Origin of the sequence: Tritonibacter scottomollicae, from assembly GCF_032924845.1 — a bacterium.
Lineage (GTDB): Bacteria > Pseudomonadota > Alphaproteobacteria > Rhodobacterales > Rhodobacteraceae > Epibacterium > Epibacterium scottomollicae.
In genome coordinates this window covers 2,482,328-2,509,249 of the sequence record NZ_CP136704.1, presented here as the reverse complement: position 1 = coordinate 2,509,249, position 26,922 = coordinate 2,482,328, and the positions used below count along the sequence as shown (strand labels likewise).

Below are 26,922 nucleotides of genomic sequence, written 5' to 3'. Positions count from 1 at the left end.
CGGCGGGCCCGGCAAGGTCCAGAGCCAATGCCGCCTCGTGTCCGTTCCGCTCCTGCGCGTGTTATTCGTCGTAGCTGACCACCAGGTGATCGGTCAGCGGGTAGGACTGGCACGACAGCACAAAGCCCTTGGCGACCTCGTCATCCTCCAGCGCGTGGTTGGCGGCCATCTCGACCTCGCCTTCCAGCACCCGACAGCGGCAGGTGGAACAGACGCCGGCGCGACAGGACCACGGGGCATCCATGGCGTTGTCCAATGCCGCTTCTAGCACGCTGGTATTGCGATCCAGCGTCACCGAGCGGGTGGCCCCATCCAGCGTGATCGCGGCGGTGACCGGCGCGCTGGCGGCAGCATTTCCGCTGGCGGCTTTTTTCGCAGCACGTCCGGGCTGGTTGGAGGCGAAGAGTTCGAACTTGATCTGCGCGTCCGAGAGGCCCGCCGTGCGCAGTGCCTCGGCAATGCCAAGCATCATCGGCTCGGGCCCGCAGATGAACGCGGTGTCGATACTTTGGATCGGAACCCAGCGCTCAAACAGCTGGGCGCATTTCTCCTGGGTGACCAGGCCGGTGAAGAGATCCACCTCCTGCGCGTCGGCTTCCAGCACATGGATCACCGACAGACGCCCCATGTAGCGGTTTTTCAGGTCCTCGATCTCCTCGCGAAACATGATCGAGTTGATGCCTTTGTTGGCGTAAACCAGCGTAAAGCGGGACTGAGGTTCAGCCTGCAGGGTGGTTTTCAGGATCGACAGCACTGGCGTGATGCCGGAGCCACCAGCAAAGCCGAGGTAGTGTTTTTCGGCAGCCGCGTCGAGATCGGTGAAGAACCGCCCCTGCGGTGGCATCGCCTCGACCGTGTCGCCCACCTTGAGGTCGGTATTGGCCCAGGTCGAGAAGGCGCCGCCATCGACCCGTTTGATGCCGACTTGCAAGACGCCATCTTCCTTGCCCGCACAGATCGAATAGCTGCGGCGCAGCTCGGTTCCGTCGAAATCGCGGCGAAAGGTCAGGTATTGGCCTTGGGTGAAGTCGAACTCAGCCGCGGCGCCATTGGCGGGCTTCAGCGTGAGCACCACCGCGTCGCGGATGGTGTGCTTGATGTCGGTGACTTCGAGCGGGTGAAAGCGGGCCTGCGCGCGGGTCATCAGCGAGCCTCCTCAGATGCATTTGAAATAGTCGAAAGGTTCCAAGCAGGCGGTACAGCGCCAATGGGCCTTGCAGGGGGTAGAGCCGAACTGGCTCACGCGGGTCACATCGGGGCTGCCGCAGCGCGGGCAGTGGTCGGGGCCGCCAGCGGGGGAGGGGGGCGCGATGCCGTATTCCTCCAGCCGGGCGCGGCCTTTGTCCGACAGCCAATCGGTGGTCCAGGGCGGGGCGATCTGGGTCTTGATCTCCACGCGCTCAACCCCGTGGGCGGCCAGCGCGGTTTCCACATCCAGACGAATGATCGAGGTCGCCGGGCAGCCGGAATAGGTGGGCGTCAGGGTGACGATGAGTCCGTCATCGCTCCACTGCACATCGCGCACGATGCCGAGGTCGACGAGGGAAATTACCGGGATTTCCGGATCGGGCACCGCGTCGAGCCATTCCCAGATCTGCGCGAGAGAGGGCTGGTTGGATTGCGTGTCGGTCACGATGAACCTCCGGTCCGGCCGATAGGCCGGGCCACGCCCATGCCGGAGGCAGACTGCCAGTCTGACCCGCCCCCCACGGGGCGGGCGTTCCCCGCCCACCCCGCCGGGCCGGACGTGGCCCTCTGGGCAAAAGGACAGGGCAGCAAAAACATCACCACGTCGCTCCCGGATAGGCGCGCTGCATCCATTGCATGGTGGTCAGCAGGTGCCCGAGGTGTTCGGTGTGCATCTTGCCATCACGGCCACCACCACGGGCGCGGCGAGCTTCGGGGAGTGTCAGAGTTGCCTCGCCCAAAACACGGGCGAGTGTTTCATCGAACTCCGCACGCAAACTCGCGGGATCGGGGGCAATTCCGGCCTCGGCCAGCATTGTATCCACTGCGTCGGTCAGGAACATCTCGCCCACGTAAGGATAGAGGTAATCAAGCGCGGCTTGCATCCGCGCATGGCTTTCCTCGCTGCCGTCCCCCAGCGCCACCACGGTCTCGGCAGAGCGGTCCAGATGGTAGGTCGCTTCTTTCACCGATTTGGCGGCAATTGCGGCGACACGTTCATCGGTAGACTGAGTTAGCGCCCGCAGCTGCAGAACGTGCCACGCATCAAACACGAACTGCCGCATCAGGGTCTGGCCAAAATCGCCGTTTGGCATTTCGACCAGCAGCAGATTGCGGAAGTCCCAGGCGTCGCGCAGGAAGGCCAGATCATCTGCGGTCTTGCCCTCGCCCTGCACCTCTGCCGCGAGGCCGAGCCACATCTGGGTCTGACCGATCATGTCGAGCGCAGTATTGGCCAGCGCGATGTCCTCTTCCAGCACCGGGGCATGGCCGCACCATTCGCTGACGCGGTGGCCGAGGATCAGCGTGTTGTCCCCCATCCGCAGCAGGAATTCATAAAAAGCAGCGTCGCGCGACATCACATCGCCCCCACGTCATCAGGAATGTCGTAGAAGGACGGGTGGCGGTAGACCTTGCTTTCGGAGGGCTCGTAGAGCGGGCCTTTTTCCGAGGGTGAGGAGGCGGTAATCTGCTCTGCCTCGACCACCCAGATCGACACGCCCTCATTGCGGCGGGTGTAGACGTCGCGGGCGTTCTTGATCGCCATTTCCGCGTCGGGCGCATGCAGGCTGCCGACGTGACGGTGGCTGAGGCCATGCTGGCCGCGAATGAAGATTTCCCAAAGGGGCCATTCGGTTTTCATGTGGGGGGTCCTCCTGATCGGGGGCAAAATCTGCGGTCTTTTGCTATTCGGCGGCGACTGCGCTGCAACGCGCGCTGCGCCAACGGGTGGCGGCGGGCAGGTGGCTCCAGCCGAACGCATGGTCACTGTCGCCGTGGGTGTTCAGATGCTGCAACCGGGCCATGGCCTCATCGACGGTGGGGCGTCTGCCCGGCTCAACGTGCCACATGGCAAAATGCATGCTGTCCAATACGTTGAACCATTCTTCGCGACGCTGGTAGAACTGGCGATGCACCGTGCCCCAGACAAATGTCTCAAGCGCCTCTACCCCATCCCAGACCGAAACATTCACGATGACGCGCGGATCATTCATGACCCGTGTTTCGGTGGCATTGCCGCTCTCATCAATGTGGCGCCATTGAAAGCCTTTGCTGCGTTCGGCGATGCCGTTGACCAGATCGAGGGCGTTCATGAAGTCCGCAACGCGATCATCGTCAGCGTCATGTTTCAGTCGGGCAATGTTGATTTCTGCCAGATGCATCATTCCGCCGCCATCTTGCGGGCACGTTTCTTGGCGGCATGCGCCATCATGCCCTCGCGCACCCAGGCACCATCGTCCCAAGCCTTATTGCGGGCCGCCAGACGGTCGGTGTTGCAGGGGCCGTTGCCCTTGATGACCTCAAAGAACTCCTCCCAATCGGGTTCGGAGAAATCGTAGCCGCCCTTTTCCTCGTTCCACTTGAGGTTTTCGTCCGGCACAGTCAGGCCAAGGTATTCTGCCTGCGGTACGGTCTGGTCGACGAACTTTTGACGCAGCTCGTCATTGGTGTTCATCTTGATCTTCCACGCCATCGACTGCGCTGAATGGACCGAGTCCTTGTCGGAGGGGCCGAACATCATCAGCGCCGGATACCAGAAGCGGTTGAGCGCATCCTGTGCCATCGCCTTTTGTTGAGCATTGCCCTGCGCCATCTTCATCATGATGTCGAAGCCCTGACGCTGGTGGAAGCTCTCTTCCTTGCAGACGCGGATCATGGCGCGGGAATAGGGGCCAAAGGACGTGCGCTGCAACGGCACCTGGTTCATGATCGCTGCACCATCGACCAGCCAGCCCACCGCGCCCATATCGGCCCATGTCAGCGTCGGGTAGTTGAAGATCGACGAATATTTCATCCGCCCGTCCAGCAGCATCTCGGTCATCTCGTCGCGCGAGATGCCCAGCGTTTCCGCCGCGCAATAGAGGTAGAGCCCGTGGCCCGCCTCGTCCTGCACCTTGGCCAAGAGGATCGCCTTGCGTTCCAGCGTCGGTGCGCGGGTGATCCAGTTGCCCTCGGGCAGTTGGCCGACAATTTCGGAATGGGCGTGCTGGCCGATCTGGCGGATCAGCGTCTTGCGGTAGCCGTCGGGCATCCAGTCCTTCGGTTCGATCTTCTCGCCCGCGTCAATACGCTCCTGAAAGGCGCGGTCCTCAGGGCTCATCTCGTCAAGGGATTGCACTCCCGTGCCGGTCGATTTGACCATCTGCGCGTACATGGCTGGCTCCTCCGGTTGTAACCCGAATAACTTGGCAAAGGCCGGACCTGGATCTGTCCGTCTGACCTTAATCTAGGCCTCCGTGCGATTCGGCTCAAGTCAAATGTAACCGAAATAGTCACATTTGTGAAAATGTGTAACGCATGGCTGGGTGGGCATGTCACCCGACCGCTATCACACCGTAAAAGCTGGCAATTTGCAGCGGTTTCGAGACTCGGCCGTGTCGTCTCGGCCATGATGGAAGACTGGGGGTGAGTCGCGAACGCGCCATGCCCTGTCTGCAATTCTGAGTGGAAGGGGCTGCAAGCTGGCTGAAATGGACAATATTCTGCGTATCGGAGGGGCTTGTGGCTACTGGGGAGACGACGCACAGGCCACGTCACAGGTGTTGGCGGCAGGTCATCTGGACGTTCTGGTCTATAATTACCTGGCTGAGCAAACGATGGCACATCTTGCCAGAGCGCGGGCGCGCGAGGCGAAGTCCGGCTATATCGCGGCGTTCATTCACGATGCTCTGACCCCAAACCTTGCGCAGATTGCCCGTCAGGGGGTGACGGTCATCGCCAACGCGGGTGGTATGAACCCGCAGGCGTGCGCGACGGCGGCGGAGGCCGCGATAGACCGTGCCGGGCTCGCCCTCAGGGTGGCGGTGATCACCGGCGACGACCTGACGGCGCGGGCACAACAGATGGCAGCTGAGGCACCACGTGACATTCACACGGGCGCGCAGTTCCCCTCAACCGAGACCATCGCCAGCATCACCGCCTACCATGGCGCGCTGCCCATTGTCGCGGCGCTGGAAGAGGGTGCGGATATCATCATCACCGGCGGCTGCGCGGGCAGCAGCCTGACATTGGCGGCGGCGATCCATCACTTCGGCTGGTCCAAGGGGGATCTGAACTACCTCGCGGGCGGCAGCCTCGCCGGGCATGTGCTGGAATGCGGCGTGCAGGCGACCGGCGGCACCTTCACCGATTGGGAAGAGGTCGCGGACGATATCGAAAGTCTGGGCTATCCGATTGCCGAGATCGCGGGCGACGGCAGCTTTGTCGTGACCAAGCCCGAGGGGACCGGCGGGCTTGTGAGTTGCGGCACGGTGGGCGAGCAGATCCTCTACCAGATCGGCAACCCCCGGGAGTATGTGTTGCCGGATGTGATCTGTGATTTCTCCGACGTGAGGCTGGAGCAGATCGGCCCTGACAGGGTGCAGGTGCTGGGCGCGCGTGGTCGGAGTGAACCCGGCACCTACAGGACCTGCGTGGCCTGGGCGAATGGGTTTCGCACCGGGGAGTATTTCACCTTTTATGGCGCGGATGCGGAGCGCAAGGCGGAGCGGTTTGCGGAGGCGACACTGGCCAGAGCCTCCGCCCAGCTTGCGGCGCGCGGCATGGCGCCCTTCACGCAAAGCAGTGTCGAGATCCTTGGCGCCGAGAGCCAGTTCGGCCTGTTGCGCAGCAGTGAGGCTGCGCGCGAAGTGGTCGCCAAAGTGGCGGTGCGTCATCCGGACGCCGCCGGAGTTCTGACCTTTCACAAGGCCGCCAACGGGCTTGGGATGGCTGCGCCGCCGGGTCTCAGCGGGTTTGTAGGGGGCGGTCCGCGCCCTGCGCCAGTGCTGTCGCTGTTTTCCTGCCTGACGCCAAAATCTGATGTGCCACTGATGGTCCGGATCGGCACGCAGTTGGAGCGAAAGGTGTCGGTGCCTGCGACGGGGGTGGAGCAGAGCGACCAACTGCCCGCGCCGCATGCAGCGCCGAAACCACCTGTGAAAAAGGGGCCGGTGGTGACCGTCCCATTGTCCCGGCTGGCCTTTGCGCGCAGTGGCGACACTGGCGACATGGTCAATATCGGGGTGATCGCCCGCCGTCCTGAACAGTTGTCTTGGATCTGGGCGGGGCTGGATAGGGAGCATCTGGAACGGGTGTTTGGTCACGTTCTGGCGAAGGGGCAGATCACGCGCTACGTTCTGCCCGGTATGTCGGCAATGAACATCACGCTTACCGGCGTGTTGGAGGGAGGGGCCGCGTCCTCCTTGCGCAATGATCCGCAGGGCAAGGGATTTGCGCAGCTGCTGCTTGCCGTCCCCTTATTGGTAGATTGGTCGCTGCTGGGGGCCGGTGGCGCGTAACACGCGTTGCTTAGACCGAACGGGAGGCTGGAGACGCCGTCGTCCTGGCGCGCAACTGCCCGACCGATGCGTGTCTGTCCCGTAACTGATCGGTTCCACACTCAGGCCGTCGTGCCACGGTGTCCGCCTGCGCGGTCTTCTGGCCATCCCCTTGCGGCCTGAGTTGCCAAGCCTGTCCTTGCTGCCGTAAGCAGGCACACAGGCAACAGGAGACGGGCATGGCCGGGCAGACGGAGACGCTGATTGCAGCGATCCTCGAGGATATCGACGCCGGGCGGTTGGCGCCGGGACAGGAGATTGACGAGGCCGCGTTGGCCAGCCGCCATGGCGTGTCGCGCACGCCGATCCGCGAGGCCTATATCCAGCTCGAAGCCTTCGGCCTGATCCGCCGCCTGCCGCGCAAGGGGGCGGTGTTGTTCAAGCCGACGCTGGAGGAATTCCTCGCCATCCAAGAGGTGCATGCGCAGCTGGAAGGGCAGGCGGCAGGACTGGCGGCGCGGCGCATTTCGCCTGCGTTGCGCGCCCGGCTGGAGGCGGCTGTGACCGCCTGCGAGGCGCATGCGGCGGAACAGGGCGACAGCGATCCGGACGGCTATTACCAGCTGAACCTTGTGTTTCACGAAACCGTGGCGCTGGGCGCGGCCAATCCGTTTCTGGTCGAAATGATCAAGACCAATGCCCGCAAGCTGATGGCCTATTATCGCGCCCGCTACCGCTATCCCGGCGCCATTGCGCAATCGGCGCAAGAGCACCGCGAGATCGCGACGCTGATCCTGTCGCATGACCGCGATCGTGCCGAGGCCGCGATGCAGGCGCATGTGCTATTTGATCAGGTCACGGTGATGGATCTGCTGGCAGCCTTGGGTTAGCCGACGCGCGCAGCTTCGAAAAACCGTGCGATGGCTTCTGCCAGGGCCGGTTGGTCGGCCTGTTCCTGAAGGCTGTCGAGGGCGCGGGCGTGCACTTGGGGCTCCATGTCAGTGCGCAGCTCTTCGGTCAGGGCGCAGATGAAGTCATGGGTCATTTCCGGATGGTGTTGGGTGGTGGCGATATGGCGCCCCAGCGTAAAGCCGGTGCTGTGCCCGTCGCGGGTCATCAACGGATCGGCCCCTTTCGGCAATTCGTGCACATATTCCACGTGAGAGCCGTAGATTGAGACCACATCCGGCAGCTCAGCTGCCCACTCCGGGCGCGCAACAAGGTGATTCTCGGTGCGCCCGTGCACCCAACCGCCGGGCAGATCGTCGACGCGTCCGCCCAGGGCGAGGGCAATCGCCTGATGGCCAAAACAGGCTCCGAACAGCGGTATTTTGCGATCATGGATCTGCCGGATCAGCGCCAGAAGCCGGTCCACCCAGGGCGCGCCAGAGCGGGTGGAGGCGGGGCTGCCAGTGATCATCACCCCGTCATAACGGCTTATATCTTCGGGAAAAATATCGTCCTTCACCGCGAAAACGTCACAGGACCAGTGGGGCCGCGCCATCTGCACCAGCGCGGTGAACTTTGCGCCATCTTTCGGGTGCCTGTGTGCAAAGGCGCTGTCGTCCGTATTGGTCATCAAAATCGCAATGCGCATGTTCAGGCTTCCCATATGCATATTTACAGTGCTTAATAGTATACATGTGAAGCAAGCCAAAGGAAGCCCCGCCATGACGATCTGGACCCCGACCGATGATGGATACGTGGACCTGTCGAGCCATGACGCCTTTGCCGGTGGTGCGCCGCATAACACCTTTGCCCGGCTCCGGCGTGATGACCCGCTGCATTGGACAGACTACCCGGACGGGCAGAATTTCTGGTCGGTCACGCGCTATGACGACATCACCAGAATGAACAAGAACACGGAGGTGTTTTCCTCGGCGCGCGGCATCCGCATGGAAGACCAGACCTACGAGGAATACCTCGCGCGGCGCACCTTTCAGGAAACCGATCCGCCCGACCATTCACAGGTGCGGATGAAACTGCTGAAGGCGTTTTCCAAGACCACCATGGCGCAATATGAGGACGACATCCGCGCCCTCTGCGCCGAAATTTTAGATGCGGCACTGGCAAAAGGCACCTTTGACGCCACCAAGGAGATCGCCCGGCAATTGCCGATGCGGATGCTGGGGCGCGTGGTGGGCCTGCCGGATGCGGATCTGCCGTGGCTGGTGGAGAAAGGCGATGCGTTGATCGCCAATACCGACCCGGATTTCACCTCGCATGTGCTGGACAAGATGGACACGGATGAATTCCGCATGATGCCCTTCAACTCTCCGGCGGGTGCCGAATTATACATCTACGCCAAGGAGTTGATGGAAGCGAAGGAGAAGGCGGGCGACACCTCGGGCGTGCTCAACATGATCCTGCAGCCGGCCCGCGACGGATCGGTCATTACCGAAACCGAGTTTCGCAATTTCTTCTGCCTGCTGGTGGCGGCGGGCAATGACACCACGCGGTATTCCATCGCGGCTGGAATTCAGGCGATGTGTCATCAGCCGGAGCTTCTGGCGCAGATGCAGGCGGGCGGCGCGGTCTGGGAGACGGCGGCGGATGAGATCATCCGTTGGGCGACGCCCGCGCTCTATTTCCGCCGCACCGCGACGCAGGATGTAGAGATGCACGGCAAGACCATCCGCGAAGGCGACAAGCTGCTCTATTGGTTCATCTCCGCCAATCGCGACGACAGCTATTTTGACGACCCGTTCCGGGTGAACCTGATGCGCAATCCCAACCGGCATCTGTCCTTTGGCCAGTTCGGCCCGCATGTCTGCCTTGGTATGTGGCTGGCGCGGCTGGAGGTCACTGTTTTGTTTCAGGAGCTTGCCAAGCGGATCAAGTCCATTGAGCCAGCCGGTGCGCATAAATTCCTGCGCTCGAATTTCGTCGGCGGCATCAAGGAATTGCCGGTTCGGGTGGAAGCCGCGTAGGCTCAACAGAAGACCCGTTCGGGCGGTCGCCCGGACAGCGCCCGACCTCCCCCATGGGAGGGCGCTTCGCACCCACCCGAGGTCGGCCACTGCCCTCTGTTGGGACCCAATCTGGGCCAAGACGCACGCCAAAGATGCGCAGGCCGCCAACAGGAAAGGAAGCCAAATGAAAACCCGCCTGCGTGCGCTTTTCTGCGACCATCTCAGCATCATGCGCGGAAAATACCTGCCGCATTCCAAGATCGGAGACGATAACACCCGGTTCTGCCGCTCCGTCTTTGGCACGCACTACGACCGCGATCTGCTGGATGCGCCGGGGTCGATGGTGAAACAGGGCCTGCCGGATATGGAACTGCGTTGGCGCGGCGAGGAGATCCGCGACAGCTGGCATGCCTCGACCAAGATCGTGTTGGGCGATCTCTATGACGATGCGGGCGAGCTGCTCACGCTGTGTCCGCGGGGCGCGTTGAAGCGCGCGGTGGCGGGCTGGCAGGCCAGGGGGCTCACTCCCAAGGTGGGGATCGAGCTGGAGGCCTTTGCCCTGCAGCCGGACGACTATGGCCGGTTGGTGCCCTATGATGCGCCGGGTGGCGTGGTCTATGGCACCGGACCGTTTGCGGACCCGTCGCGGTTCAATGACCGGATCTGGGCGATGGCCGATGAGATGGGCTTCTCGCTCGATATGATCACCGCCGAGTTTGACAGCCCGCAGTTTGAATACACGCTGACCTTTGGCGATGCGGTGAAGGCAGTGGATGACATCGTGTTGTTCCGTCTGATGGCGCGGGAGATTGCGCTGGAATATGGCATCGTGCTGACCTTCATGCCCAAGCCGGTGGCGCAGGCCGGTGGCTCCGGCATGCATGTGAACCTGTCATTCACCGATGAGGCTGGCGGCAATGCGCTGTCCTCCGGGCCGCGTGGTGGGCCGGAGCACATGAATGATCTGGCACGCGGCTGCCTTGCCGGGTTTCTGCATCACCACAAGGGCTTGGCGGGTTTGATCGCGCCCACCGCCAACAGTTATATGCGCTTGCAACCCGGCAGCCTGTCGGGCTTCTGGCAGAACTGGGGCGGCGATCATCGCAATGTCACCACCCGGATCAGTTCCGAGGGCGGTGCAAAGGCGCGGCTGGAACATCGGATGGCGGATGCCTCGTCGAACCCCTACACCACGGTGGCCGCGCTGTTGCAGGCGGCGCTTCTTGGGGTGGAGCAGGGCTATGCGCTGGGGCCGATGGAGACTGGCGACGGGTTTGACCGCACGGATACCCGCGAAAGCACCGCAATGACGTTGAAGGGCGCGGTGGCGGATCTGGAGAAAGACGTCGCGCTGACACAGGCCGTAGGGCCGGATCTGATCGCCAACCATGTCTACATGAAACAGAAAGAGGTCCGCAAAACCCGTGATCTGGAAGGGGATGCGCTGCGCGATTTTTACGTATATTTCGTCTGACGGATTGTCTGAACTGAGACACAGATAGTGGCTCTTGCGCAGGCCCGCTGTGGCCTGCGCTTGCTTTTTGGCGCGCGGCAGCGCCAGAGTGTCGGCACAATCAACTCAGGCGAAATGAGCAGAACATGTCTGATACAGAAGTGGCGTCGACAGCGATGACGTCAGATGCAGCCCCGCTGGTGACGCGGGAGGTCGCAGCCACATGCCTTGGCGTGAAGGTGCCGCAGTCACCCTTCTTGACCGAGACGCGGATCGAACGGATCAACGCGGCGCGCTATGAGGGCCAGGAAATTGCCGGAGCCCTGCATGTGGTGCGTGAAGACGACCGGGTGCTGGAGGTCGGAGCGGGCCTTGGCGTGGTGGGTGCGGTGATCGCGATGAATGCCAGGCCCGAGAAAGTGCTGTCCTTCGAGGCCAATCCGGAGCTGGTGCCGGTGATCACGGCCCTGCACGAGATGAACGAGCTGGGCGGTCGGGTGGAGCTGCGCAATCAGGTGCTTTTCGCCGGGGCGGGCCGCCCAGAGACGATGGAATTTCACCTGCGCAACAGCTTTCTGGGTTCTTCACTGCTGAACGAGGGGGGGCGGCCCTCGCGGGTGGTTGAGATCCCGACCGTGGATCTGGCCGAGGTGGTGGCAGAGCTACAACCGACCGTGCTGGTGATGGATATCGAGGGCGGCGAGCTGGCGCTGCTGGAGGCGATGGATCTCAGCCCCTTCCGCGCCATCGTGATCGAATTCCACCCGGAGGCCTATGAGGTCAAGGGCATGCGCCGCTGCAAGACGATCCTGCGCGAGGGTGGTTTTCAGAAGATCGAAGATGTCTCCAGCCGCACTGTCTGGACCTGCATTCGCGAAGATGCGGTGTCCTGAGCCACAGGCGCGACCGCGCCGCGTCAGCGGCGCCACCGAAAGATGCGCGCCCGAAGCCAACGGCTTCGGACGCGCCATGGTATCCGGTGGCCTCCGCGCCCCAATTGGGCACGGAGGCGGTGGCGCCCGGACGCCGTGTCAGCTCACCGCCGCAAAGCCTGCATCAAGCGCCGAGAGGATCTGGCTCACGTCCGCCTCGGTCAGCACCAGTGGCGGCGACAGGATGATGTTCGGGCCCGAGACCCGCACCATGGCGCCGTTCTGATAGGCGACCTCCTGGATGGTGTTGATGGTCTTCTTGTCGATGGTAGCCTTGGTGGCACGGTCGCTGACCAGCTCCAGCGCATTCATCAGCCCATGGCCACCGCGCACGTCGCCGATCAGGCCATAACGTTCTTGTAGTGCCGCCAGCCCCTCATGTACCTGTGCACCGCGCGCCGCCGCATTTGTGGGCACATCGAGCCGTTTGGTCTCTGTCAGGCAGGCCAGCGCCGCCGCAGCCCCAACCGGATGGCCGGAATAGGTGTAGCCATGGCCGATGGCGGCCTTGCCACTCTCATCCTTTTCAAACACCTCGACCAGACGTTCGGAGATCATCAGAGCGCCGAAGGGGAAATAGCCATTGGTGATCGCCTTCGCCGTGCACATCATGTCCGGCTGCACACCCCAATGCCGCGATCCGGTCCAGGAGCCGCAGCGGCCAAAGGCGGTGATCACCTCATCCGCGATCAGCAGGATGCCATGCTTGCGGCAGATCTCGGCCACCCCGGGCATGAAGCTTTCATGTGGCGGGATCACGCCCCCGGCGCCTAGGATCGGCTCCATGATGAAGGCCGCAATCGTGCCGGCGCCCTGAAAGGCGATCTCATCCTCCAGCGCGGACAGACAGAGCTGCGCCAGCCGCTCCGGGTCGGTTTCATTGAAGGGGTTGCGATAGGTATAGGGGGCTGGGATGTGGTGGCAGCCTGCCAGAAGGGGTTCATAAGCGGTGCGGAAATTGGCGTTGCCGTTGACCGATGCACCGCCAAAATGGGTGCCGTGATAGCCCTTCTTCAGGCTCAGGTATTTCACCCGGGACGGCTCCCCGCGCACCTTGTGATACTGCCGCGCCAGCCGCAGGGCGGTTTCCACCGAATCGGAGCCGCCGGAGGTGAAGAACGCGCGGCTGAGACCGTCGGGGGCAAAAAACGTCCGTAGCTCTTCGGCCAGCTGGATCACCTGATCGTTGGTGGTGCCGCGAAAGATTGAATAATAGGGCAGCACATCCAGCTGCGCGGCGATCGCGTCCTTCACCGGCTGACAGGAAAACCCGAGGTTCACGTTCCACAGGCCGCCCACAGCGTCGACCACCTCATGCCCGTCCACATCCTTGATGCGCACGCCGGAGGCGCCGGTCACGATGGTCGGCGGATTGGCGAGGCTGTCGCCGGGATGGGCCATCGGGTGCCACAAGCTGCGGGCATTGTGTTCTTTCAGGAAATTGGCGTCAGGCTGATGTGCGGTCATGGGGCGGACTCCTTGTCGCGGCGCGGCGCTCAGGCCGCGATGTCGGTGGGAAACTCGGGCGGGCAAGCGCCGCCGATACGTTCGGTAAGGGCCAGACCGGCCAGACGCAGGGCGCGGGGAATGGCGGTTTTCTGATCGTCGCTCATGCGGGAGGTCGGCGCGGCCACCGCCAGCGCCCCCAGCACCACTTGGTCCGGGCCAAAGATCGGCACCGCGTGGGAATGCACCTCCGCCTCGTAGCCGCCGATGGATTGCGCCAGCCCGCTGCGCTGGATCGCTGCCAGCTCGGCGCGGATGGCGACCGGGTCGGTTTGGGTCTGGGCGGTGCGCGCCTCCAGTGGTTGCGCCAGCACGGCGTCGACAAAGCCCGGATCGGCAAAGGCCAGCACCGCAAGGCCGGAGGCTGTGCCGTGGAAGGTCAGCACCTCGGCGTCCTCCATCATCACCTTGGTGGCATTGCGCGGCGCATAGGCGTGGCTGAGGGATGCGAGCTGGTCCCCCTGCAACAGTGACAGGTGGGTGGTTTCGCCGGTTTCCTCGGACAATTCCCGCAGCACCCGGCGCGACGCCGACAGGATCGGCACGCTGGCCTCGCGCAGTGCTGCCAGCCGCAACACTTGCGGGCCAAGGCGGTAGGCGCGGTCGCCATCGACCTGTTCGACGAATCCCGTCGCCTGCAATTCGCTCATCAGCCGATAGACCGTCGCCTTGTTCATGCCGGACAGGCGCGTGAGGTCGCTCAGCCCGATCACCAGCCGCCCGTGGTTGAAATGGGTCAACAAATTCAGTGCTTTGGAGACGGTTCCCATGGGTGGTCGCAATCCTGATCTGCCAGATTTCTCAGCGCCTCTGCCCCTGAGTGGAAGGCGCTCTTTCATTTTTGTTGACAGATTGACCCCATGGCTGTCAATCTAAATTCAAACCAGCGGTTCGAATAATGAACCGACAGCGGCGACTACATGCGAAGATCAACCGAGCGGCGGACAACGTCGCCATTTGACCAACGGCAACTTGAATGGCGAACAGGGAGACAGCCAATGACCGTGACATCTGTACTCAAGGGATGTGTGGCCGCAGTGGGCCTTGCACTGACAGCGGGAGCCGCTCTGGCGGAGTATCCCGAAAAACCCGTGAACTTCATCGTGCCCTGGCCGCCCGGCGATCTTGAAGACGTGCTGACCCGCATGATCGCCGAGGATTTCCAGGAGGAATACGGCGTCGCTGCCGCGGTGGTGAACAAGCCCGGCGGCGGTGGCGGACCTTTCCCCGGTGCCATCGAGGTCGCCAATGCGCCGGCTGACGGCTATACGGTGGGCTCCTTCGTGATCGGCGTGCCGGTGATGGGCCATCAGATCGACATCCCGCCGCTGACGCCGGAGAAATTCGACCCGCTTGGCATTTTCCTGACCTATCCCTTCGTCATCGCGACCTCGGGCGATGCGCCCTATTCCTCGATGGAGGAGCTGGCAGCGCATGCGCAGGAGAATGACGTGGTGCTGGGCCATTTCGGCGATGTGCTGACGCCGACGCAGGTCACCAAGGCCTATGCCAAATCCGCCGGGTTCGAGTGGGGCGCGGATGCTGCCTTTGATGCGCTGGACTGCAATACGCTGGCCTCGGGCGATGCGGATGTGATCAACACCACGCTGCAACTGATCCTGCCTTGTCTGGACGATGTGAGGGTGCTGGTCTCCATCACCGACAGCCGCATCCCGCTGGTGCCTGACGCGCCGACCATTGGCGAGTTGAACCCGGACCTGGACATCGCGCTGTGGAATGGCCTGTTCGTGACCAAGGACACACCGCAGGACGTGCGCGATAAGATCGTCGCCGTGGCGCAGAAGACCGTGATGAGCGACCGCGCACAGGCGGTGGCGGCGGAAACCGGCGCGCTGGTCTATTGGCAGGATGCGGACACCAGCACCGCCCGCGTGGCCAATGACATCGAGACGATGGCGCGGATCAGCACCGCGCTGGAGTAACCTCCCCGAGCCTTCCGCCGGTGCCATCCCGCATGGTCCGGCGGATTTTTCGGCCTCATCTTCTGCAGACCTCTGCCCCCCTCCTTCCCAGCCAGAGACCCCAATGCAAAGCGAACGCGAACGCAGATTTGCCGGCCCGCGCCGGGGACAGCTCTTGTTTGTGCTGTCGTTCCTGATCCTGTCGGTGCTGCTGTTGTCCCAGATCACTCAGCAGACGGCTTGGGTGAACAAGACCGGCCTTTTTGCCCAGCCTCGGTTCTGGCCCGCGGTGGGTGTCGGCGGCATGGTCTTTTGCACCGCGCTGCACCTGTGGCGGCTGCCGTTCCGCCGTATCGAGCGCGCCGACCTGCGCGAGGCGCTGCGCTGGGTGGCCGCGCTGGAATATGCGCTGTGGTTCATGGTCTACGTGATGCTGGTGCCGCTGATCGGCTACCTGCCGATGACGCTGATCTTCGTGCCGCTGTTGGCCTGGCGGATGGGGTATCGCAGCGCGCAGATGATGGCGATCAGCGCCGCGTTTGCGGTGTTTATCGTGCTGTTCTTCAAGGGTGTTCTGGCGGTGCGTATCCCCGGGGCGGTGCTCTATGACTATCTGCCGGATGCCTGGCGCAGCTTTGCCATCCTCTATCTCTGAGACTTTTTCCAAGGAAGACGCGCGCGCATGGACCTGATCCTTTCTGCCCTCGACATCCTGATGCGCTGGGACGTGGCGCTGGCACTGCTGGCGGGGTCGGTCGGCGGCGTGCTGATCGGCGCCATCCCCGGTGTCGGACCGGCGGTTGCCATCGCGATCCTGCTGCCTGCGACCTTCTCGCTTGATCCCATCGTCGGGCTGACGGTGCTGTTGGGCATCTATGGCTCGTCCATGTATGGCGGGGCGATCCCGGCGATCCTGATCAACACGCCCGGCACCGCCGTCAACGCGCTGACCACCTATGACGGCTATCCGATGACCGCCCGGGGCGAGCCGCGCCGCGCCCTCAGTCTGGCCTATTCCGCCAGCTTCTTTGGCGGCGTGTTCTCGGTGATCTGCCTGATCCTCTTTGCACCTGTACTGGCGAAAATCGCGCCGCTGTTTGGTGCCCGGGAAATCTTCCTCGCCGCGCTTCTGGGCCTGCTGCTGGTGGTGGTTGCGCACCGGGGACAGGCGCTGATTGCGGGGGCGCTGGCCTGTCTTGGGATCTTTCTCAACACCATCGGCATGGAGCCGGTAAAATACACCCAGCGCTACACATTCGGCACTGATGCGCTCGGCTCCGGCATCAACCTGATTGTGGTGGTGCTGGGGCTGTTTGCGATCTCGCAGGCCTTTGTGCTGCTGACCGACGAGGACGAGAAAATCCGCCTCACCAAACTGCGCGGCGGCATGTTTCAGGGGTTGCGAGAGCTGGCGCGCCACCCGCGTGTGGCGACGGTTTCGGCGGGCTTTGGCGTTGTCATGGGCATGATCCCCGGCGTCGGCGAGTTCACCGCGCAGTTCATGTCCTACACCTACGCGCAGAAATCCTCGAAACGGCCGCAGGATTTCGGGAATGGCTCTTCCGAGGGGCTGATCGCCGCCGAGACCGCCAACAACGCCGTGCCCGCCGCCGCCATGGTGCCGCTTCTGGCGCTTGGCATCCCGGGCGAGGCGCTGACGGCGATGATGCTGTCGGTGTTCTACGTGCACAACGTGGTGCCGGGGCCGGGGTTGTTTCAGAACCAGATGGATTTTGTTGTAGCCCTCTATCTGGCGCTGCTGATCCTCAACGTGCTGGTGCTGATCTTCCTCCTGGGCGCGACCAAATCGCTGATCCAGGTGGTGCGCATACCCAACCGTTTTCTCGGCGTGGGTATCCTGACCCTCAGTTTCGTCGGGGTCTATTCCCTGCGAAACTCTGCCACCGACTGTTTTATGGCGGCAGGCTTTGGCCTGTTTGGCTTCGTGCTGAAGCGTCTGCAGCTGCCTGCGGTGCCGATCATCCTCGGCATGGTGCTGGGCGGCATCATGGAGGTGAAGCTGCGCGCCGCCATGGCGCGGGTGAAGACGCCCTTTGATTTCATTGATCGCCCGGTGGCGTTCATCCTGTTTTCCATCATCATTATCGTGCTTGCGACGCATGTCCTGCGCATCCGCAGGGAAGCGCGCGAGCTGAAGGAGGCCGAATGGCAGACCAAGACCGCATCAACACGCTTCGGCGCACTTCTGTTGCGCCGCAGAACCTCTTTCTTGAAGGAGCATGGACGGAAGGTGAGGGCGCGCCATGCGAAGCTGCTTCGCCGATTGACGGATCTGTTCTGACCACATTGGCCACGGCCACGGCAGCCGATGTGGATCGCGCTGTGGCCTCCGGGCGGCGGGCGTTCGAGGATGGCCGCTGGTCAGGGCTGGCCCCGGCCGCGCGCAAGAAGGTGCTGCACCGGATTGCAGATCGGATCGACGCTGAGGCGCTGGCGCTCACGGTTCTGGGCGTGCGCGACAATGGCACCGAGTTCAACATGGCGCTGAAGGCCGAGGCCGGATCGGCGGCGGGAACCTTCCGCTACTACGCTGAGGCGCTGGACAAGGTCGCAGGCGAGGTCGCCCCCACCGCGCCAGATGTGCTGGGGTTGGTACAGCGCGCGCCGGTGGGGGTGGTCGGTGCAATCGTGCCGTGGAACTTCCCGCTGATGATCGGCGCATGGAAGCTGGCGCCAGCCCTGGCGATGGGCAATTCCGTGGTGTTGAAACCGGCAGAGACCGCGTCGCTGTCGCTGCTGCGGCTGGCAGAGATCTGTTCAGACTGCGGCCTGCCCGATGGGGTGCTGAACGTGGTGACCGGCCCCGGTGCGGTGACCGGCGCGGCGCTGTCCGAGCATATGGATGTGGATGTCCTGGTCTTCACCGGCTCTGGTGCCACGGGGCGACGCTTGCTGGAGGCCTCGGCGCGTTCGAACCTGAAACGCTGCTATCTGGAGCTGGGGGGCAAGTCGCCCAACATCGTCTTTGCGGATGCCAAGGATCTGGACCACGCGGCCAAGGTCTCGGCCATGGGGATTTTTCGCAACTCCGGCCAGGTCTGTGTGGCGGGCTCGCGCCTGCTGGTCGAGGCGTCGATCCACGATGAGTTCGTGGCGCGGATTGTCGAACATGCCGAGGCGTTGAAAGTCGGCGATCCGCTGGATCTGGGCAGTCAGATCGGGGCGGTGAATTCCGAAACCCAGTTGGCAGCGAACCTCGATCACGTGGCGCGCGCGGTGACCGAGGGCGGCGATGTGCGCTGTGGCGGCGGGCGTATTCTGGCGGAGACCGGCGGCACCTATATGGCGCCAACTGTGGTGACAGGCGTGCGCGAACAGTCGAGCCTGTTCCAACGCGAGGTTTTTGGGCCGGTTCTGTCGGTGACAGCCTTTGAGGGCGAAGACGAGGCGCTGCGGTTGGCCAATGCCACCGACTATGGCCTTGCTGCCGGGGTCTGGACGCAGGATCTGTCGCGGGCGCATCGCTGTGTTGCGGGCATTCGGGCGGGCGTGGTGCATGTGAACACCTATGGCGGGGCCGACAATACGGTGCCCTTGGGCGGGGTTGGTCAGTCCGGCAACGGGCACGACAAATCCCTGCATGCGCTGGACAAATACGTCGATTTGAAAACCGCCTGGATACAGCTGTGACGGGAGCGCGATCCTAGCTGCGCGAGGACCGCGCGGCCTCCGGCGGAGGTATTTGAAAAAAGATGAAGACGGGCGCGGGAGGCGCTTGCGGGGAGGATGAGATGAGCGGTGAAAAGACGATCCTTGTGGCCGGGACCTGGGACACCAAGGATGATGAGCTGTCCTATCTGTCGGAGGTGATCCGGGGGCAGGGCGGTCAAGTGCTCAGCATGGATGTGAGTGTTTTGGGCGACCCCAAGGTGCCCACGGATGTGTCAAAACAGGAGGTGGCCGAGGCGGCGGGCAGCTCCATTCAGGTCGCCATTGACAGCGGGAATGAGAACACCGCGATGCAGATCATGGGGGCGGGCTCGGCCCGGCTGGCGTTCGATCTGTGGCGGGCGGGGCGCATTCATGGTGTGATCGTGTTGGGTGGCACCATGGGCACTGATCTGGCGCTGGATTTATGTGGTGCGCTGCCGCTGGGGGTGCCGAAATATGTGGTCTCGACGGTGGCGTTCTCGCCGCTTCTGCCGCCGGAGCGCATTCCGGCCGATGTGCAGATGATCCTCTGGGCCGGGGGGCTTTATGGGCTCAATGATATTTGCAAGGCGTCGCTCAGTCAGGCGGCGGGTGCGGTGCTGGGTGCGGCACGCGCGGTGGAGACGCCGCGGTTCGAGCGGCCGATGGTGGGGATGACGTCCTTTGGCAAGACGGTGCTGAACTACATGGTGGCGCTGAAGCCGGCGCTGGAAGCGCGTGGCTTTGATGTGGCGGTGTTTCATGCCACCGGCATGGGTGGGCGGGCCTTCGAGAGCCTCGCGGGTGCGGGCGCCTTTGCTGCGGTGATGGATTTTGCACCGCAGGAAGTGAGCAATCATCTGTTTGGCGGTCTGTCGGCGGGCGAGGGGCGGATGACCCATGCGGGCAAGGCCAGCGTTCCGCAGATGGTGGCGCCGGGCTGCTATGATCTGGTGGATTTTGTCGGCTGGCAGGAGATGCCTACTGCATTGCAGGGACGGGAGTGTCATGCGCACAACCGTTTGCTGACCGCGGCCATGCTTGAGGCGGGGGAGCGGCGCACGGTGGCGCGCGCGATCTGTGAAAAGCTGGCAGGTGCGACGGGGCCGGTTGCGTTTTTCCTGCCCACCGGGGGCTGCAACGAATGGGACCGGGCTGGCGGAGAGTTGCATGATGCGGAGGGGCTTGCCGCATTCTGTGACGAGATGCGCGGCGCTGTGCCGGAGACGGTCGAGTTGCAGGAGCTGCCCTGTCACATCAATGACAGGGACTTTTGCGAGGCGGTGCTGGCGCAGTTCGACGCCTGGTTGGCGGCTGGCGTGATCTCCCGGTAACGGCCGGAGCGCCCGGACTGGCCATCGAGGCCACCCCGGGCGCGATGTCTTCCCATTGGGGAAGACATCAGGGGCTGGACCTTGCAGGCGGGCTGGGCAACAGTCCCGCCGTGTTTTCGCCATTGAAGGACGCCGTGATGGCATTTGATCCAGATCCGCAAGACCCCAGCCATCGTCTGATATCCGATCCCGGCTGCCAGCAGCTTGTGGGTTACGACACGCGCTTCGATGCCACCGGGGCCTGCAGGGTGACGCTGGAGGTGGGGGCACAGCATCTCAATCGACACGGCATCCTGCATGGCGGTATGGTGGCGACCGTGATGGATGTGGTCTGCGGCAACACCGCGGCGCAATATTTCGATCCTGAGGGGCACGCTGCAGTGGTGACTGTGGCGCTGAACCTCTCCTACATTGCGGCGACCGGGCCGGGTCCGGTGACCGCTACCGCCGAGGCGACAGGGGGTGGCAAAAGCACCGCCCATGTGACGGGAGAGCTGAAGGATACCGAAGGGCAGTTGTTGGCAACGGCAACGGGGATCTTCCGCCGGATCCGCAAGCGCTGATGCGCCGGGCCGTATGGCCCGGCGCCCGGCCCAACGGGGCGGCAGGCATTTTTAATGCAGGCCGGACGGGCGGGAGCCTCCCCCCCCCGGCGGGTCAGGCTTGATTGGTTTTTCTCAGTCTGCGGTCAGGACGCAGTTTAGGACCCGGTCGCGGCGGCGCGGATGTTGCGGATGTTGTCGCCATAGACCTGCGGCGTGTCGACGGAACCGCCGCGGAACACCGCAGAGCCCGCCACCAGCACATCGGCGCCTGCCTCGGCCACCAGCGGTGCCGTGGTGGTGTCGACGCCCCCGTCGATCTCGATATGCACCGGGCGGTCGCCGATCATCTGACGCAGGGCGCGCACCTTGCTGGTCATATCGATGAATTTCTGCCCGCCAAAGCCCGGGTTCACCGTCATCACACAGATGAGGTCGGTGAGATCCAGCAGATGCGCCACCGCCTCGGCCGGGGTGCCGGGGTTAAGCGCCACGCCTGCCTTCATGCCGGCACCGCGAATGGCTTGCAGGGTGCGGTGAATATGCGGGCCGGCTTCTACATGGGCGGTGAGCACATCTGCCCCTGCTTCGGCATAGGCATCGATATAGGGATCGACCGGCGCGATCATCAGGTGCACGTCCATCACGGTCTTCACATGCGGACGGAACGCCTTCACCGCGGCCGGGCCAAAGGTGAGGTTGGGCACAAAATGCCCGTCCATTACATCCACATGCACCCAGTCGGCGCCCTGGGCCTCGATGGCCTGGATCTCCTGGCCGAAATTGGCGAAATCCGCCGACAGGATGGACGGGGCAATCTTGATGGAACGGTCAAAGGTCATCGGCGGGGATCCTTGGCAGGGGAGCAGGGAGGTGTGAGTCTGTAAAAACTGCGCGCGGTATAGCGCCTAGGGCCGCTGCTGCACAGGGTGAGTCTGCGCCCGCCCGAGCGGATGACCCAGAGCCCCGCGCCATCCACGCGATAGAAATGCGGAGCAATGGGGCCAGATGCGCGGATGCGGCTGTCGCCGAAATCTTACCGCTGTGTCACGAAAATCGGGGCAAGTTACAAAAGTTTTATATCGATGACACAAATGATTTGGTGATCATGCGTAGGCAGTCGCGGAACCAAAGGGGGCCGCACGTGCTGCGTATCAACAAACTGACCAAGAGATTCGGCGACAAAACGGCTGTGGACGCCGCGACGCTCGATATCGACAAACCCTGCATGCTGGGCATCATCGGACGCTCGGGTGCTGGCAAATCCACTCTGCTGCGAATGCTCAACCGTCTTGGCGATGCGACCGAAGGGTCGATCACCTTTGAAGGCCGCGACATCACCAGGCTGAAGGGCAAGGACAAGCGCGCCTGGCAGTCGGATTGCGCGATGATCTTTCAGCAGTTCAATCTGGTGCCGCGCATGGATGTGGTGTCGAACGTGTTGCACGGAACGTTGAACCACCGCTCCACGCTGGCGACCATGTTCAACCTCTATCCGATGTCGGACATCCACAAGGCGATCGACATTCTCGACCGTCTGGGCATCGCCGATCATGCACCGAAGCGGGCCGAGGCCCTGTCCGGCGGGCAGCAACAGCGTGTCGCCATTGCCCGCGCCCTGATGCAGGACCCCAAGATCATTCTTGCGGATGAACCCATCGCCTCGCTCGACCCGATGAACGCACAAACCGTGATGGAAGCCCTGCGCCGCATCCACGAGGAAGACGGCCGCACCGTGGTTGCAAACCTGCACACGCTGGATACGGCGCGGCGCTACTGCGACCGGGTGGTCGGCATGCGCGACGGTCGCATCGTCTTTGATGGCCTGCCGGAGCAGCTGACCACCGGCGTTGCCCGCGAAATCTACGGCGCGGGCGCGGATTTCTCCGAGGCCGCCACCTCCACCGCAATCGAAACCCTGGAGCAGACAGAGGCGGTTCGCACCGCCGAAGCCTACGTCTGACCCTGACCCCTTTCATCATCCCGGGGCCAGTATGGTGTCGGGCCAACCCACAACCGGAGTATTCCACGATGAAACACCTGATCCTTGCCGCACTGGCCTCCACCGCCCTGACCACACCCGTCATGGCCGACGACATCTCTGAATTCCGCATTGGCATCCTCGGCGGCGAGAACGCCCAAGACCGTCTGAACTCCAACGAATGCCTGCGCGCCAAGACAGAAGAACTGCTGGGCGTTGAAACCAAGCTGTTCGCCCCTGCCGACTACAACGGCGTGATCCAGGGTCTGCTGGGTGGCACCATCGACATGGCATGGCTGGGTGCATCCGGCTACGCAAAGACCTATCTCTCCGACCCCGAAGCGGTTGAGCCGGTTCTGGTCAAGGTCAACGTGGATGGCGGCTACGGCTACTACTCTGTTGGTTTCGCGCATAAAGACAGCGGCATCGAGGCACTGGAAGACGTCAAGGGCAAGGTCTTCGGCTTCGGTGATCCGAACTCCACCTCCGGCTACCTGATCCCCTCCATCGAGATCCCGCAGGCCACCGGCTCCACCATGCAGTCCGGCGACTACTTCGGCGAAGTGAAATTCACCGGCGGCCACGAGCAGACCATCGTTGCGGTTGCGAACGGCGACATCGACGCAGGCGTGACCTGGGCCGACGGTCTGGGCAACTGGGAAGACGGCTACAACTCCGGCGCGCTGCGCAAGGCGGTTGATGCCGGCCTGATCGACATGAACGATCTGGTCCAGATCTGGCAGTCCAAGCCGATCCCCGAAGGCCCGGTTGTGCTGCGCAAGGCCCTGCCCGAGGACGTCAAGGTCAAGATGACCGCGCTGATGGCTTCCATGCCGGCGATGGACTACGACTGCTACTATTCCGTGGCAGCGGGTGAATCCAAAGGCTTCCAGCCGATCTCCCACGACGCCTACGAAGTCATCATCGAAGCCCGCAAGCTGAAGTCCAACTAAGCGCGCGTTTCCATGTCTTCGCGGGGTTCGGATCACGATCCGGGCCCCGCATTTTTGGCCCCTGGTCTGCGGCTGTCCCGCAGCGGACCCGGAACAGGGCCACACCCATGACCCAGGACGAATTTAATGGCTGATCTGACCGCTCACGCCCCCAGAACGGTGGATGAGATCCGGACGCAATATGCCGATCTCACCCGACGCAAGCGCCTCTATGGCGGGGTGCTTCTGGCATTGTTTATCGCGCTGATGGTGGCGGGCTTCCGCACCGCCGATGACCGCAACGCCGGCTCTTTTGCCGACGGCTACCAGCGGATCTTCGACTACCCGGCCGAGGTGCTGTCCGAAGCGGCAGAAAAGGCGGCGGAACTGCCCGGCCATATGGTGCATTTCTTTCCCGCCCTGATCGAGACCCTGAACATTGCCGGGGCTGCCACACTGTTGGGGGCCATCTTTGGCATTCTGCTGTCGCTGTTGTCGACACGCGGCATGGCACCCTGGCCAGCGCTGATCCCGCTGTTTCGCCGGATCATGGACATCTGCCGCGCGATTCCGGAAATCGTGATTGCGCTGGTGCTGATCTTTCTGCTGGGCGGTGGTCCGGTTCCTGCAATGATCGCCATCGCCGTTCACACCGCCGGCGCATTGGGAAAACTGTTTTCCGAGGTGAACGAGAACGCCTCCCTGAAACCCGTCGAGGGGCTCAGTTCTACCGGGGCCTCCTGGGCCCAACGCATGTGGCTCGGGGTGATCCCTCAGGTGGGTCCGAACTACGTGTCCTATGCGCTTTTGCGATTTGAAATCAACATTCGCGCCTCTGCGATCCTGGGCTTCGTGGGCGCCGGAGGCATCGGCTACGAGCTGAAGAACTCCATGTCCTGGGGGCAGGGCAAATACGACGAGGCAGCAGCGATTTTTGTTCTGCTGTTCGCAACCATTGTTGTTGTCGACCAGATCTCCGGTTCGGTGCGCGATCGCCTGACCCACGGCAACCGGAAAGGGGCCTCCGCATGACCACCATGGACCTCAACACTGGCCCGCTGAAGGGGCAGATGGACAAGCTGTTCCTGAAGAAGAAGCTGATGAACTTCGGCCTGCCTGCGGTCGTGCTGGCCTATTTGACCTATGTTTTCTTTTCCTTCGATGTGCTGGGCCTGTGGGAACGTGCATCAATGGAGAACGCCCGCACTCTGGTATCCGACACCTACAGCTACAAAACCCATGTCACCCGCGACAATCGCACGGGCGACGTGACCTATGCGGTTGAGGGCGAGCGCAAGGGCGAATACCCGGAGGGCATGAGCCCGGACTGGGTGACCCCGGCGGCTGCGGCGGGCGGAACAACGGTGATCGACCTGACCGGCGGCCATGTGGTGCGCTTTGGTCCCGAGACCATCGAATACGATATTCCCGGCTACGGACTGGTCTCCGCCACCCCCTCGCGCAGTCAGGGCGTGCAGGCGGTGCTGCCCGAGGGCGAGGTGCCTGACTGGATCAACCTCTCCAAGAACCGGCTGGCGATCACCACCGATGCGGGGCGCCTGTCGGTAACCCGGAATCGCTCTGAAGTGTTTCGCTATTTCCTGGGGTGGGAATTGTTTTTCTTCACCCTCGACAGCCCCTATCACGGGGCCGGCATCGGGGAGTTGGCCAGTCGCGCGGTTTCTGGGGAGGCTGGCGCAATCTGGAACGACTTCTGGAACAACAAGATGTGGCGGCACAACGATGTGGCCTGGGCCATCGGCGAGACCATCCTGATGGCGTTCCTTGGGACGTTTGGCGCGGGTCTGGTGGCACTGCCGCTGGCATTCCTCGGTACGCGAAACTTCATGCCGATCCGGGTCATACGATTTGCGACGCGGCGGGTGTTTGATTTCGTGCGCGGAGTGGACTCGCTGATCTGGACCGTGGTGCTGGCGCGCGCATTTGGCCCCGGCCCGATGACCGGCGCGCTGGCAATCCTGATCACCGATACTGGCACCTTCGGCAAGATCTTCTCTGAGGCGCTGGAAAACGTCGATGAAAAACAGATCGAGGGCGTCGCCTCCACCGGTGCCAAGCCAATCCAGCGCTACCGTTTCGGAGTGATCCCGCAGATCACGCCAGTGCTTCTGTCGCAGCTGTTGTATTTCCTCGAATCCAACACCCGCTCGGCCACCATCATCGGTGCAATTACTGGCGGAGGCATCGGTCTGCTGCTGACCCAGGCGATCATCACCCAGAAGGACTGGGAAGAGGTGAGCTATTACATCGTGCTGATCATCCTGATGGTGATGATGATGGACTGGTTCTCCGGCTGGCTGCGCAAGCGACTGATCAGCGGCAGTGAGGGCGGGCACTGATATGTCGGCCTGATCTCTGGGCAGGGCTGACCCCTGTCGCATCAAGGCCCTCACCCGTTCCGGGTGGGGGCTTTTTACGTCTTCCACAGATGCGAAACCCATGGCCTGACGAGCGGCGGTAAATTATACTTTGTCTAGTTGTATATTGAATCTCGACAAGTTCCGCATGGGCCAGTCAAGGCCGGACCCTTGCAGACGGAAAGCAGGCAAGACATGGCAAAACTCTCTCCGACAGAGCCGGTGATCCACCCCGGTTGCGACGTGGCGCACAGCAGCTTCGGGGCCTATACGGAGATCGGCGCAGGCACCCGCGTGGCCAACAGTCATTTCGGCGACTACAGCTATTGTGACCGCAGCTGTGACATCGCCAATGCGGAGATCGGAAAATTCGCCAATATCGCCAGCTTCACCCGTATCGGCGCCACTGATCACCCGATGGAGAAGGCCTCTCTGCATCATTTCCTCTATCGCTCGGCCAGCTACTGGGAGGATGCGGAGGATGATGCGGAGTGGTTTGCGCACCGCAAGAGCCGCCGCTCAAGCATTGGGCACGACACATGGATCGGCCATGGAGCGATGATCAAGCCGGAGGTGACCATCGGTCACGGGGCCGTGGTTGCGTCGGGGTCCGTGGTGACCAAGGATGTGGCGCCCTACACCATCGTGGGTGGCAACACAGCGCGGTTGATCCGGCGGCGCTACCCGGAACCGGTGGCGGAGCGGATGATGGCGCTGGCCTGGTGGGAGTGGGATCATGCGTCCCTGCGAGCGGCGCTGCCGGATTTCCGGGCGTTGGGGGCAGAGGCCTTTCTGGAGAAGTACGAATAACGGACGGCGCAACGCGGGGACGGGGGCGCTCCCGCCTCCGCAGGTGCCTTGCCGGCGGCAAGCCCCCTTGGCGGAGTTGGGCCCGGCCGCGCGTCCCCCTTGGGGGGCTGCGCGGCGCAGCGA

General features: G+C 63.1%; 26 protein-coding genes. 16 read left to right on the top strand and 10 right to left on the bottom strand.

Annotated elements, in window-relative coordinates; all coding sequences use genetic code 11:
• Nucleotides 1-61 precede the first annotated feature (61 nt).
• The 6 genes from R1T40_RS12515 to paaA form a co-directional block, all read right to left on the bottom strand.
• Complete coding sequence (locus tag R1T40_RS12515; protein ID WP_317384358.1) at nt 62-1,144, bottom strand: 2Fe-2S iron-sulfur cluster-binding protein; 1,083 nt, start codon at nt 1,142-1,144, stop codon at nt 62-64.
• 12 nt (nt 1,145-1,156) lie between these two features.
• Nucleotides 1,157-1,633, bottom strand: a complete 477-nt coding sequence (gene paaD, locus R1T40_RS12510; RefSeq protein WP_317384357.1) for a 1,2-phenylacetyl-CoA epoxidase subunit PaaD — start codon at nt 1,631-1,633, stop codon at nt 1,157-1,159.
• A gap of 151 nt (nt 1,634-1,784) precedes the next feature.
• Nucleotides 1,785-2,546 (bottom strand): 1,2-phenylacetyl-CoA epoxidase subunit PaaC, encoded by a 762-nt coding sequence (gene paaC / locus R1T40_RS12505; RefSeq protein WP_317384356.1) that lies wholly within the window; start codon nt 2,544-2,546, stop codon nt 1,785-1,787.
• A complete protein-coding gene (paaB, locus tag R1T40_RS12500) occupies nt 2,546-2,830 on the bottom strand; it encodes a 1,2-phenylacetyl-CoA epoxidase subunit PaaB (protein WP_106161775.1) in 285 nt (94 codons plus the stop codon). Before paaB ends, paaC begins: the two co-directional genes overlap by 1 nt.
• Before the next feature lie 43 nt (nt 2,831-2,873).
• Complete coding sequence (locus R1T40_RS12495; RefSeq protein ID WP_106161777.1) at nt 2,874-3,353, bottom strand: DUF3291 domain-containing protein; 480 nt, start codon at nt 3,351-3,353, stop codon at nt 2,874-2,876.
• On the bottom strand, nt 3,350-4,342 hold the full coding sequence (gene paaA / locus R1T40_RS12490) for a 1,2-phenylacetyl-CoA epoxidase subunit PaaA (RefSeq protein WP_317384355.1): 993 nt from the start codon (nt 4,340-4,342) through the stop codon (nt 3,350-3,352). Before paaA ends, R1T40_RS12495 begins: the two co-directional genes overlap by 4 nt.
• Nucleotides 4,343-4,658: 316 nt before the next feature.
• Here paaA and R1T40_RS12485 point away from each other — a divergent pair, with 316 nt between their 5' ends.
• A complete protein-coding gene (locus R1T40_RS12485) occupies nt 4,659-6,467 on the top strand; it encodes an acyclic terpene utilization AtuA family protein (RefSeq protein WP_317384354.1) in 1,809 nt (602 codons plus the stop codon).
• A gap of 218 nt (nt 6,468-6,685) precedes the next feature.
• Nucleotides 6,686-7,336, top strand: a complete 651-nt coding sequence (locus R1T40_RS12480; protein WP_317384353.1) for a GntR family transcriptional regulator — start codon at nt 6,686-6,688, stop codon at nt 7,334-7,336.
• Here the strand turns inward: R1T40_RS12480 and R1T40_RS12475 are convergent.
• Complete coding sequence (locus R1T40_RS12475; RefSeq protein WP_317384352.1) at nt 7,333-8,043, bottom strand: type 1 glutamine amidotransferase; 711 nt, start codon at nt 8,041-8,043, stop codon at nt 7,333-7,335. The genes R1T40_RS12480 and R1T40_RS12475 overlap by 4 nt on opposite strands.
• 73 nt (nt 8,044-8,116) lie before the next feature.
• On the opposite strand from R1T40_RS12475, the gene R1T40_RS12470 reads away from it, so the two are divergent.
• The 3 genes from R1T40_RS12470 (at nt 8,117) to R1T40_RS12460 (ending at nt 11,704) form a co-directional block, all read left to right on the top strand.
• Nucleotides 8,117-9,376: a cytochrome P450 gene (locus tag R1T40_RS12470; protein WP_317384351.1), complete on the top strand. Its 1,260-nt coding sequence runs from the start codon at nt 8,117-8,119 to the stop codon at nt 9,374-9,376.
• 166 nt (nt 9,377-9,542) lie between these two features.
• Nucleotides 9,543-10,832: a glutamine synthetase family protein gene (locus R1T40_RS12465; RefSeq protein WP_317384350.1), complete on the top strand. Its 1,290-nt coding sequence runs from the start codon at nt 9,543-9,545 to the stop codon at nt 10,830-10,832.
• Nucleotides 10,833-10,957: 125 nt separating this feature from the next.
• Nucleotides 10,958-11,704: an FkbM family methyltransferase gene (locus R1T40_RS12460; protein ID WP_317384349.1), complete on the top strand. Its 747-nt coding sequence runs from the start codon at nt 10,958-10,960 to the stop codon at nt 11,702-11,704.
• Nucleotides 11,705-11,842: 138 nt separating this feature from the next.
• On the opposite strand, the gene R1T40_RS12455 is transcribed toward R1T40_RS12460, so the two are convergent.
• Both R1T40_RS12455 and R1T40_RS12450 read right to left on the bottom strand, forming a co-directional pair.
• Nucleotides 11,843-13,210, bottom strand: coding sequence for an aspartate aminotransferase family protein (locus R1T40_RS12455; RefSeq protein ID WP_317384348.1), 1,368 nt, complete (start codon nt 13,208-13,210; stop codon nt 11,843-11,845).
• A 29-nt stretch (nt 13,211-13,239) separates the two neighbouring features.
• Nucleotides 13,240-14,019 (bottom strand): IclR family transcriptional regulator, encoded by a 780-nt coding sequence (locus tag R1T40_RS12450; RefSeq protein ID WP_317384347.1) that lies wholly within the window; start codon nt 14,017-14,019, stop codon nt 13,240-13,242.
• 228 nt (nt 14,020-14,247) lie between these two features.
• On the opposite strand from R1T40_RS12450, the gene R1T40_RS12445 reads away from it, so the two are divergent.
• The 6 genes from R1T40_RS12445 (at nt 14,248) to R1T40_RS12420 (ending at nt 20,719) form a co-directional block, all read left to right on the top strand.
• Complete coding sequence (locus R1T40_RS12445; protein ID WP_317384346.1) at nt 14,248-15,192, top strand: tripartite tricarboxylate transporter substrate binding protein; 945 nt, start codon at nt 14,248-14,250, stop codon at nt 15,190-15,192.
• Between the two features lie 103 nt (nt 15,193-15,295).
• Nucleotides 15,296-15,826: a tripartite tricarboxylate transporter TctB family protein gene (locus R1T40_RS12440; protein ID WP_317384345.1), complete on the top strand. Its 531-nt coding sequence runs from the start codon at nt 15,296-15,298 to the stop codon at nt 15,824-15,826.
• A 27-nt stretch (nt 15,827-15,853) separates the two neighbouring features.
• Nucleotides 15,854-17,473, top strand: a complete 1,620-nt coding sequence (locus R1T40_RS12435) for a tripartite tricarboxylate transporter permease (RefSeq protein ID WP_317384344.1) — start codon at nt 15,854-15,856, stop codon at nt 17,471-17,473.
• The gene (locus tag R1T40_RS12430; protein WP_317386979.1) at nt 17,356-18,822 is read left to right on the top strand and encodes an aldehyde dehydrogenase family protein; all 1,467 of its coding nucleotides are present in this window, start codon (nt 17,356-17,358) and stop codon (nt 18,820-18,822) included. Before R1T40_RS12435 ends, R1T40_RS12430 begins: the two co-directional genes overlap by 118 nt.
• Nucleotides 18,823-18,923: 101 nt before the next feature.
• On the top strand, nt 18,924-20,156 hold the full coding sequence (locus tag R1T40_RS12425; protein ID WP_317384343.1) for a Tm-1-like ATP-binding domain-containing protein: 1,233 nt from the start codon (nt 18,924-18,926) through the stop codon (nt 20,154-20,156).
• A 137-nt stretch (nt 20,157-20,293) separates the two neighbouring features.
• Entirely contained in the window at nt 20,294-20,719 is a 426-nt protein-coding gene (locus tag R1T40_RS12420; RefSeq protein WP_317384342.1) for a PaaI family thioesterase, read from the top strand.
• Between the two features lie 137 nt (nt 20,720-20,856).
• Here R1T40_RS12420 and rpe read toward each other — a convergent pair whose 3' ends face one another.
• Nucleotides 20,857-21,540 (bottom strand): ribulose-phosphate 3-epimerase, encoded by a 684-nt coding sequence (rpe, locus tag R1T40_RS12415; RefSeq protein ID WP_106161804.1) that lies wholly within the window; start codon nt 21,538-21,540, stop codon nt 20,857-20,859.
• Nucleotides 21,541-21,842: 302 nt separating this feature from the next.
• Between rpe and phnC the strand changes: the two genes are divergently transcribed.
• From phnC to R1T40_RS12390, 5 genes are all read left to right on the top strand, one after another.
• On the top strand, nt 21,843-22,661 hold the full coding sequence (gene phnC, locus R1T40_RS12410) for a phosphonate ABC transporter ATP-binding protein (protein ID WP_106162303.1): 819 nt from the start codon (nt 21,843-21,845) through the stop codon (nt 22,659-22,661).
• Between the two features lie 68 nt (nt 22,662-22,729).
• Complete coding sequence (phnD, locus tag R1T40_RS12405; protein WP_106161806.1) at nt 22,730-23,632, top strand: phosphonate ABC transporter substrate-binding protein; 903 nt, start codon at nt 22,730-22,732, stop codon at nt 23,630-23,632.
• A 126-nt stretch (nt 23,633-23,758) separates the two neighbouring features.
• A complete protein-coding gene (phnE, locus tag R1T40_RS12400) occupies nt 23,759-24,643 on the top strand; it encodes a phosphonate ABC transporter, permease protein PhnE (RefSeq protein WP_317384341.1) in 885 nt (294 codons plus the stop codon).
• Nucleotides 24,640-25,971, top strand: coding sequence for a phosphonate ABC transporter, permease protein PhnE (phnE, locus tag R1T40_RS12395; protein ID WP_317384340.1), 1,332 nt, complete (start codon nt 24,640-24,642; stop codon nt 25,969-25,971). Before phnE (R1T40_RS12400) ends, phnE (R1T40_RS12395) begins: the two co-directional genes overlap by 4 nt.
• 213 nt (nt 25,972-26,184) lie before the next feature.
• Entirely contained in the window at nt 26,185-26,799 is a 615-nt protein-coding gene (locus tag R1T40_RS12390) for an LbetaH domain-containing protein (RefSeq protein WP_317384339.1), read from the top strand.
• Nucleotides 26,800-26,922 lie beyond the last annotated feature (123 nt).

What these genes read in the sequence shown, in the direction of transcription:
- R1T40_RS12515 (WP_317384358.1), bottom strand. Translation starts at nt 1,144, where the DNA reads ATGACCCGCGCGCAGGCCCGCTTTCACCCGCTCGAAGTCACCGACATC.
- paaC (WP_317384356.1), bottom strand. Translation starts at nt 2,546, where the DNA reads ATGTCGCGCGACGCTGCTTTTTATGAATTCCTGCTGCGGATGGGGGAC.
- paaB (WP_106161775.1), bottom strand. Translation starts at nt 2,830, where the DNA reads ATGAAAACCGAATGGCCCCTTTGGGAAATCTTCATTCGCGGCCAGCAT.
- R1T40_RS12495 (WP_106161777.1), bottom strand. Translation starts at nt 3,353, where the DNA reads ATGATGCATCTGGCAGAAATCAACATTGCCCGACTGAAACATGACGCT.
- paaA (WP_317384355.1), bottom strand. Translation starts at nt 4,342, where the DNA reads ATGTACGCGCAGATGGTCAAATCGACCGGCACGGGAGTGCAATCCCTT.
- R1T40_RS12485 (WP_317384354.1), top strand. Translation starts at nt 4,659, where the DNA reads ATGGACAATATTCTGCGTATCGGAGGGGCTTGTGGCTACTGGGGAGAC.
- R1T40_RS12480 (WP_317384353.1), top strand. Translation starts at nt 6,686, where the DNA reads ATGGCCGGGCAGACGGAGACGCTGATTGCAGCGATCCTCGAGGATATC.
- R1T40_RS12475 (WP_317384352.1), bottom strand. Translation starts at nt 8,043, where the DNA reads ATGCGCATTGCGATTTTGATGACCAATACGGACGACAGCGCCTTTGCA.
- R1T40_RS12470 (WP_317384351.1), top strand. Translation starts at nt 8,117, where the DNA reads ATGACGATCTGGACCCCGACCGATGATGGATACGTGGACCTGTCGAGC.
- R1T40_RS12465 (WP_317384350.1), top strand. Translation starts at nt 9,543, where the DNA reads ATGAAAACCCGCCTGCGTGCGCTTTTCTGCGACCATCTCAGCATCATG.
- R1T40_RS12460 (WP_317384349.1), top strand. Translation starts at nt 10,958, where the DNA reads ATGTCTGATACAGAAGTGGCGTCGACAGCGATGACGTCAGATGCAGCC.
- R1T40_RS12455 (WP_317384348.1), bottom strand. Translation starts at nt 13,210, where the DNA reads ATGACCGCACATCAGCCTGACGCCAATTTCCTGAAAGAACACAATGCC.
- R1T40_RS12450 (WP_317384347.1), bottom strand. Translation starts at nt 14,019, where the DNA reads ATGGGAACCGTCTCCAAAGCACTGAATTTGTTGACCCATTTCAACCAC.
- R1T40_RS12445 (WP_317384346.1), top strand. Translation starts at nt 14,248, where the DNA reads ATGACCGTGACATCTGTACTCAAGGGATGTGTGGCCGCAGTGGGCCTT.
- R1T40_RS12440 (WP_317384345.1), top strand. Translation starts at nt 15,296, where the DNA reads ATGCAAAGCGAACGCGAACGCAGATTTGCCGGCCCGCGCCGGGGACAG.
- R1T40_RS12435 (WP_317384344.1), top strand. Translation starts at nt 15,854, where the DNA reads ATGGACCTGATCCTTTCTGCCCTCGACATCCTGATGCGCTGGGACGTG.
- R1T40_RS12425 (WP_317384343.1), top strand. Translation starts at nt 18,924, where the DNA reads ATGAGCGGTGAAAAGACGATCCTTGTGGCCGGGACCTGGGACACCAAG.
- R1T40_RS12420 (WP_317384342.1), top strand. Translation starts at nt 20,294, where the DNA reads ATGGCATTTGATCCAGATCCGCAAGACCCCAGCCATCGTCTGATATCC.
- rpe (WP_106161804.1), bottom strand. Translation starts at nt 21,540, where the DNA reads ATGACCTTTGACCGTTCCATCAAGATTGCCCCGTCCATCCTGTCGGCG.
- phnD (WP_106161806.1), top strand. Translation starts at nt 22,730, where the DNA reads ATGAAACACCTGATCCTTGCCGCACTGGCCTCCACCGCCCTGACCACA.
- phnE (WP_317384341.1), top strand. Translation starts at nt 23,759, where the DNA reads ATGGCTGATCTGACCGCTCACGCCCCCAGAACGGTGGATGAGATCCGG.
- phnE (WP_317384340.1), top strand. Translation starts at nt 24,640, where the DNA reads ATGACCACCATGGACCTCAACACTGGCCCGCTGAAGGGGCAGATGGAC.
- R1T40_RS12390 (WP_317384339.1), top strand. Translation starts at nt 26,185, where the DNA reads ATGGCAAAACTCTCTCCGACAGAGCCGGTGATCCACCCCGGTTGCGAC.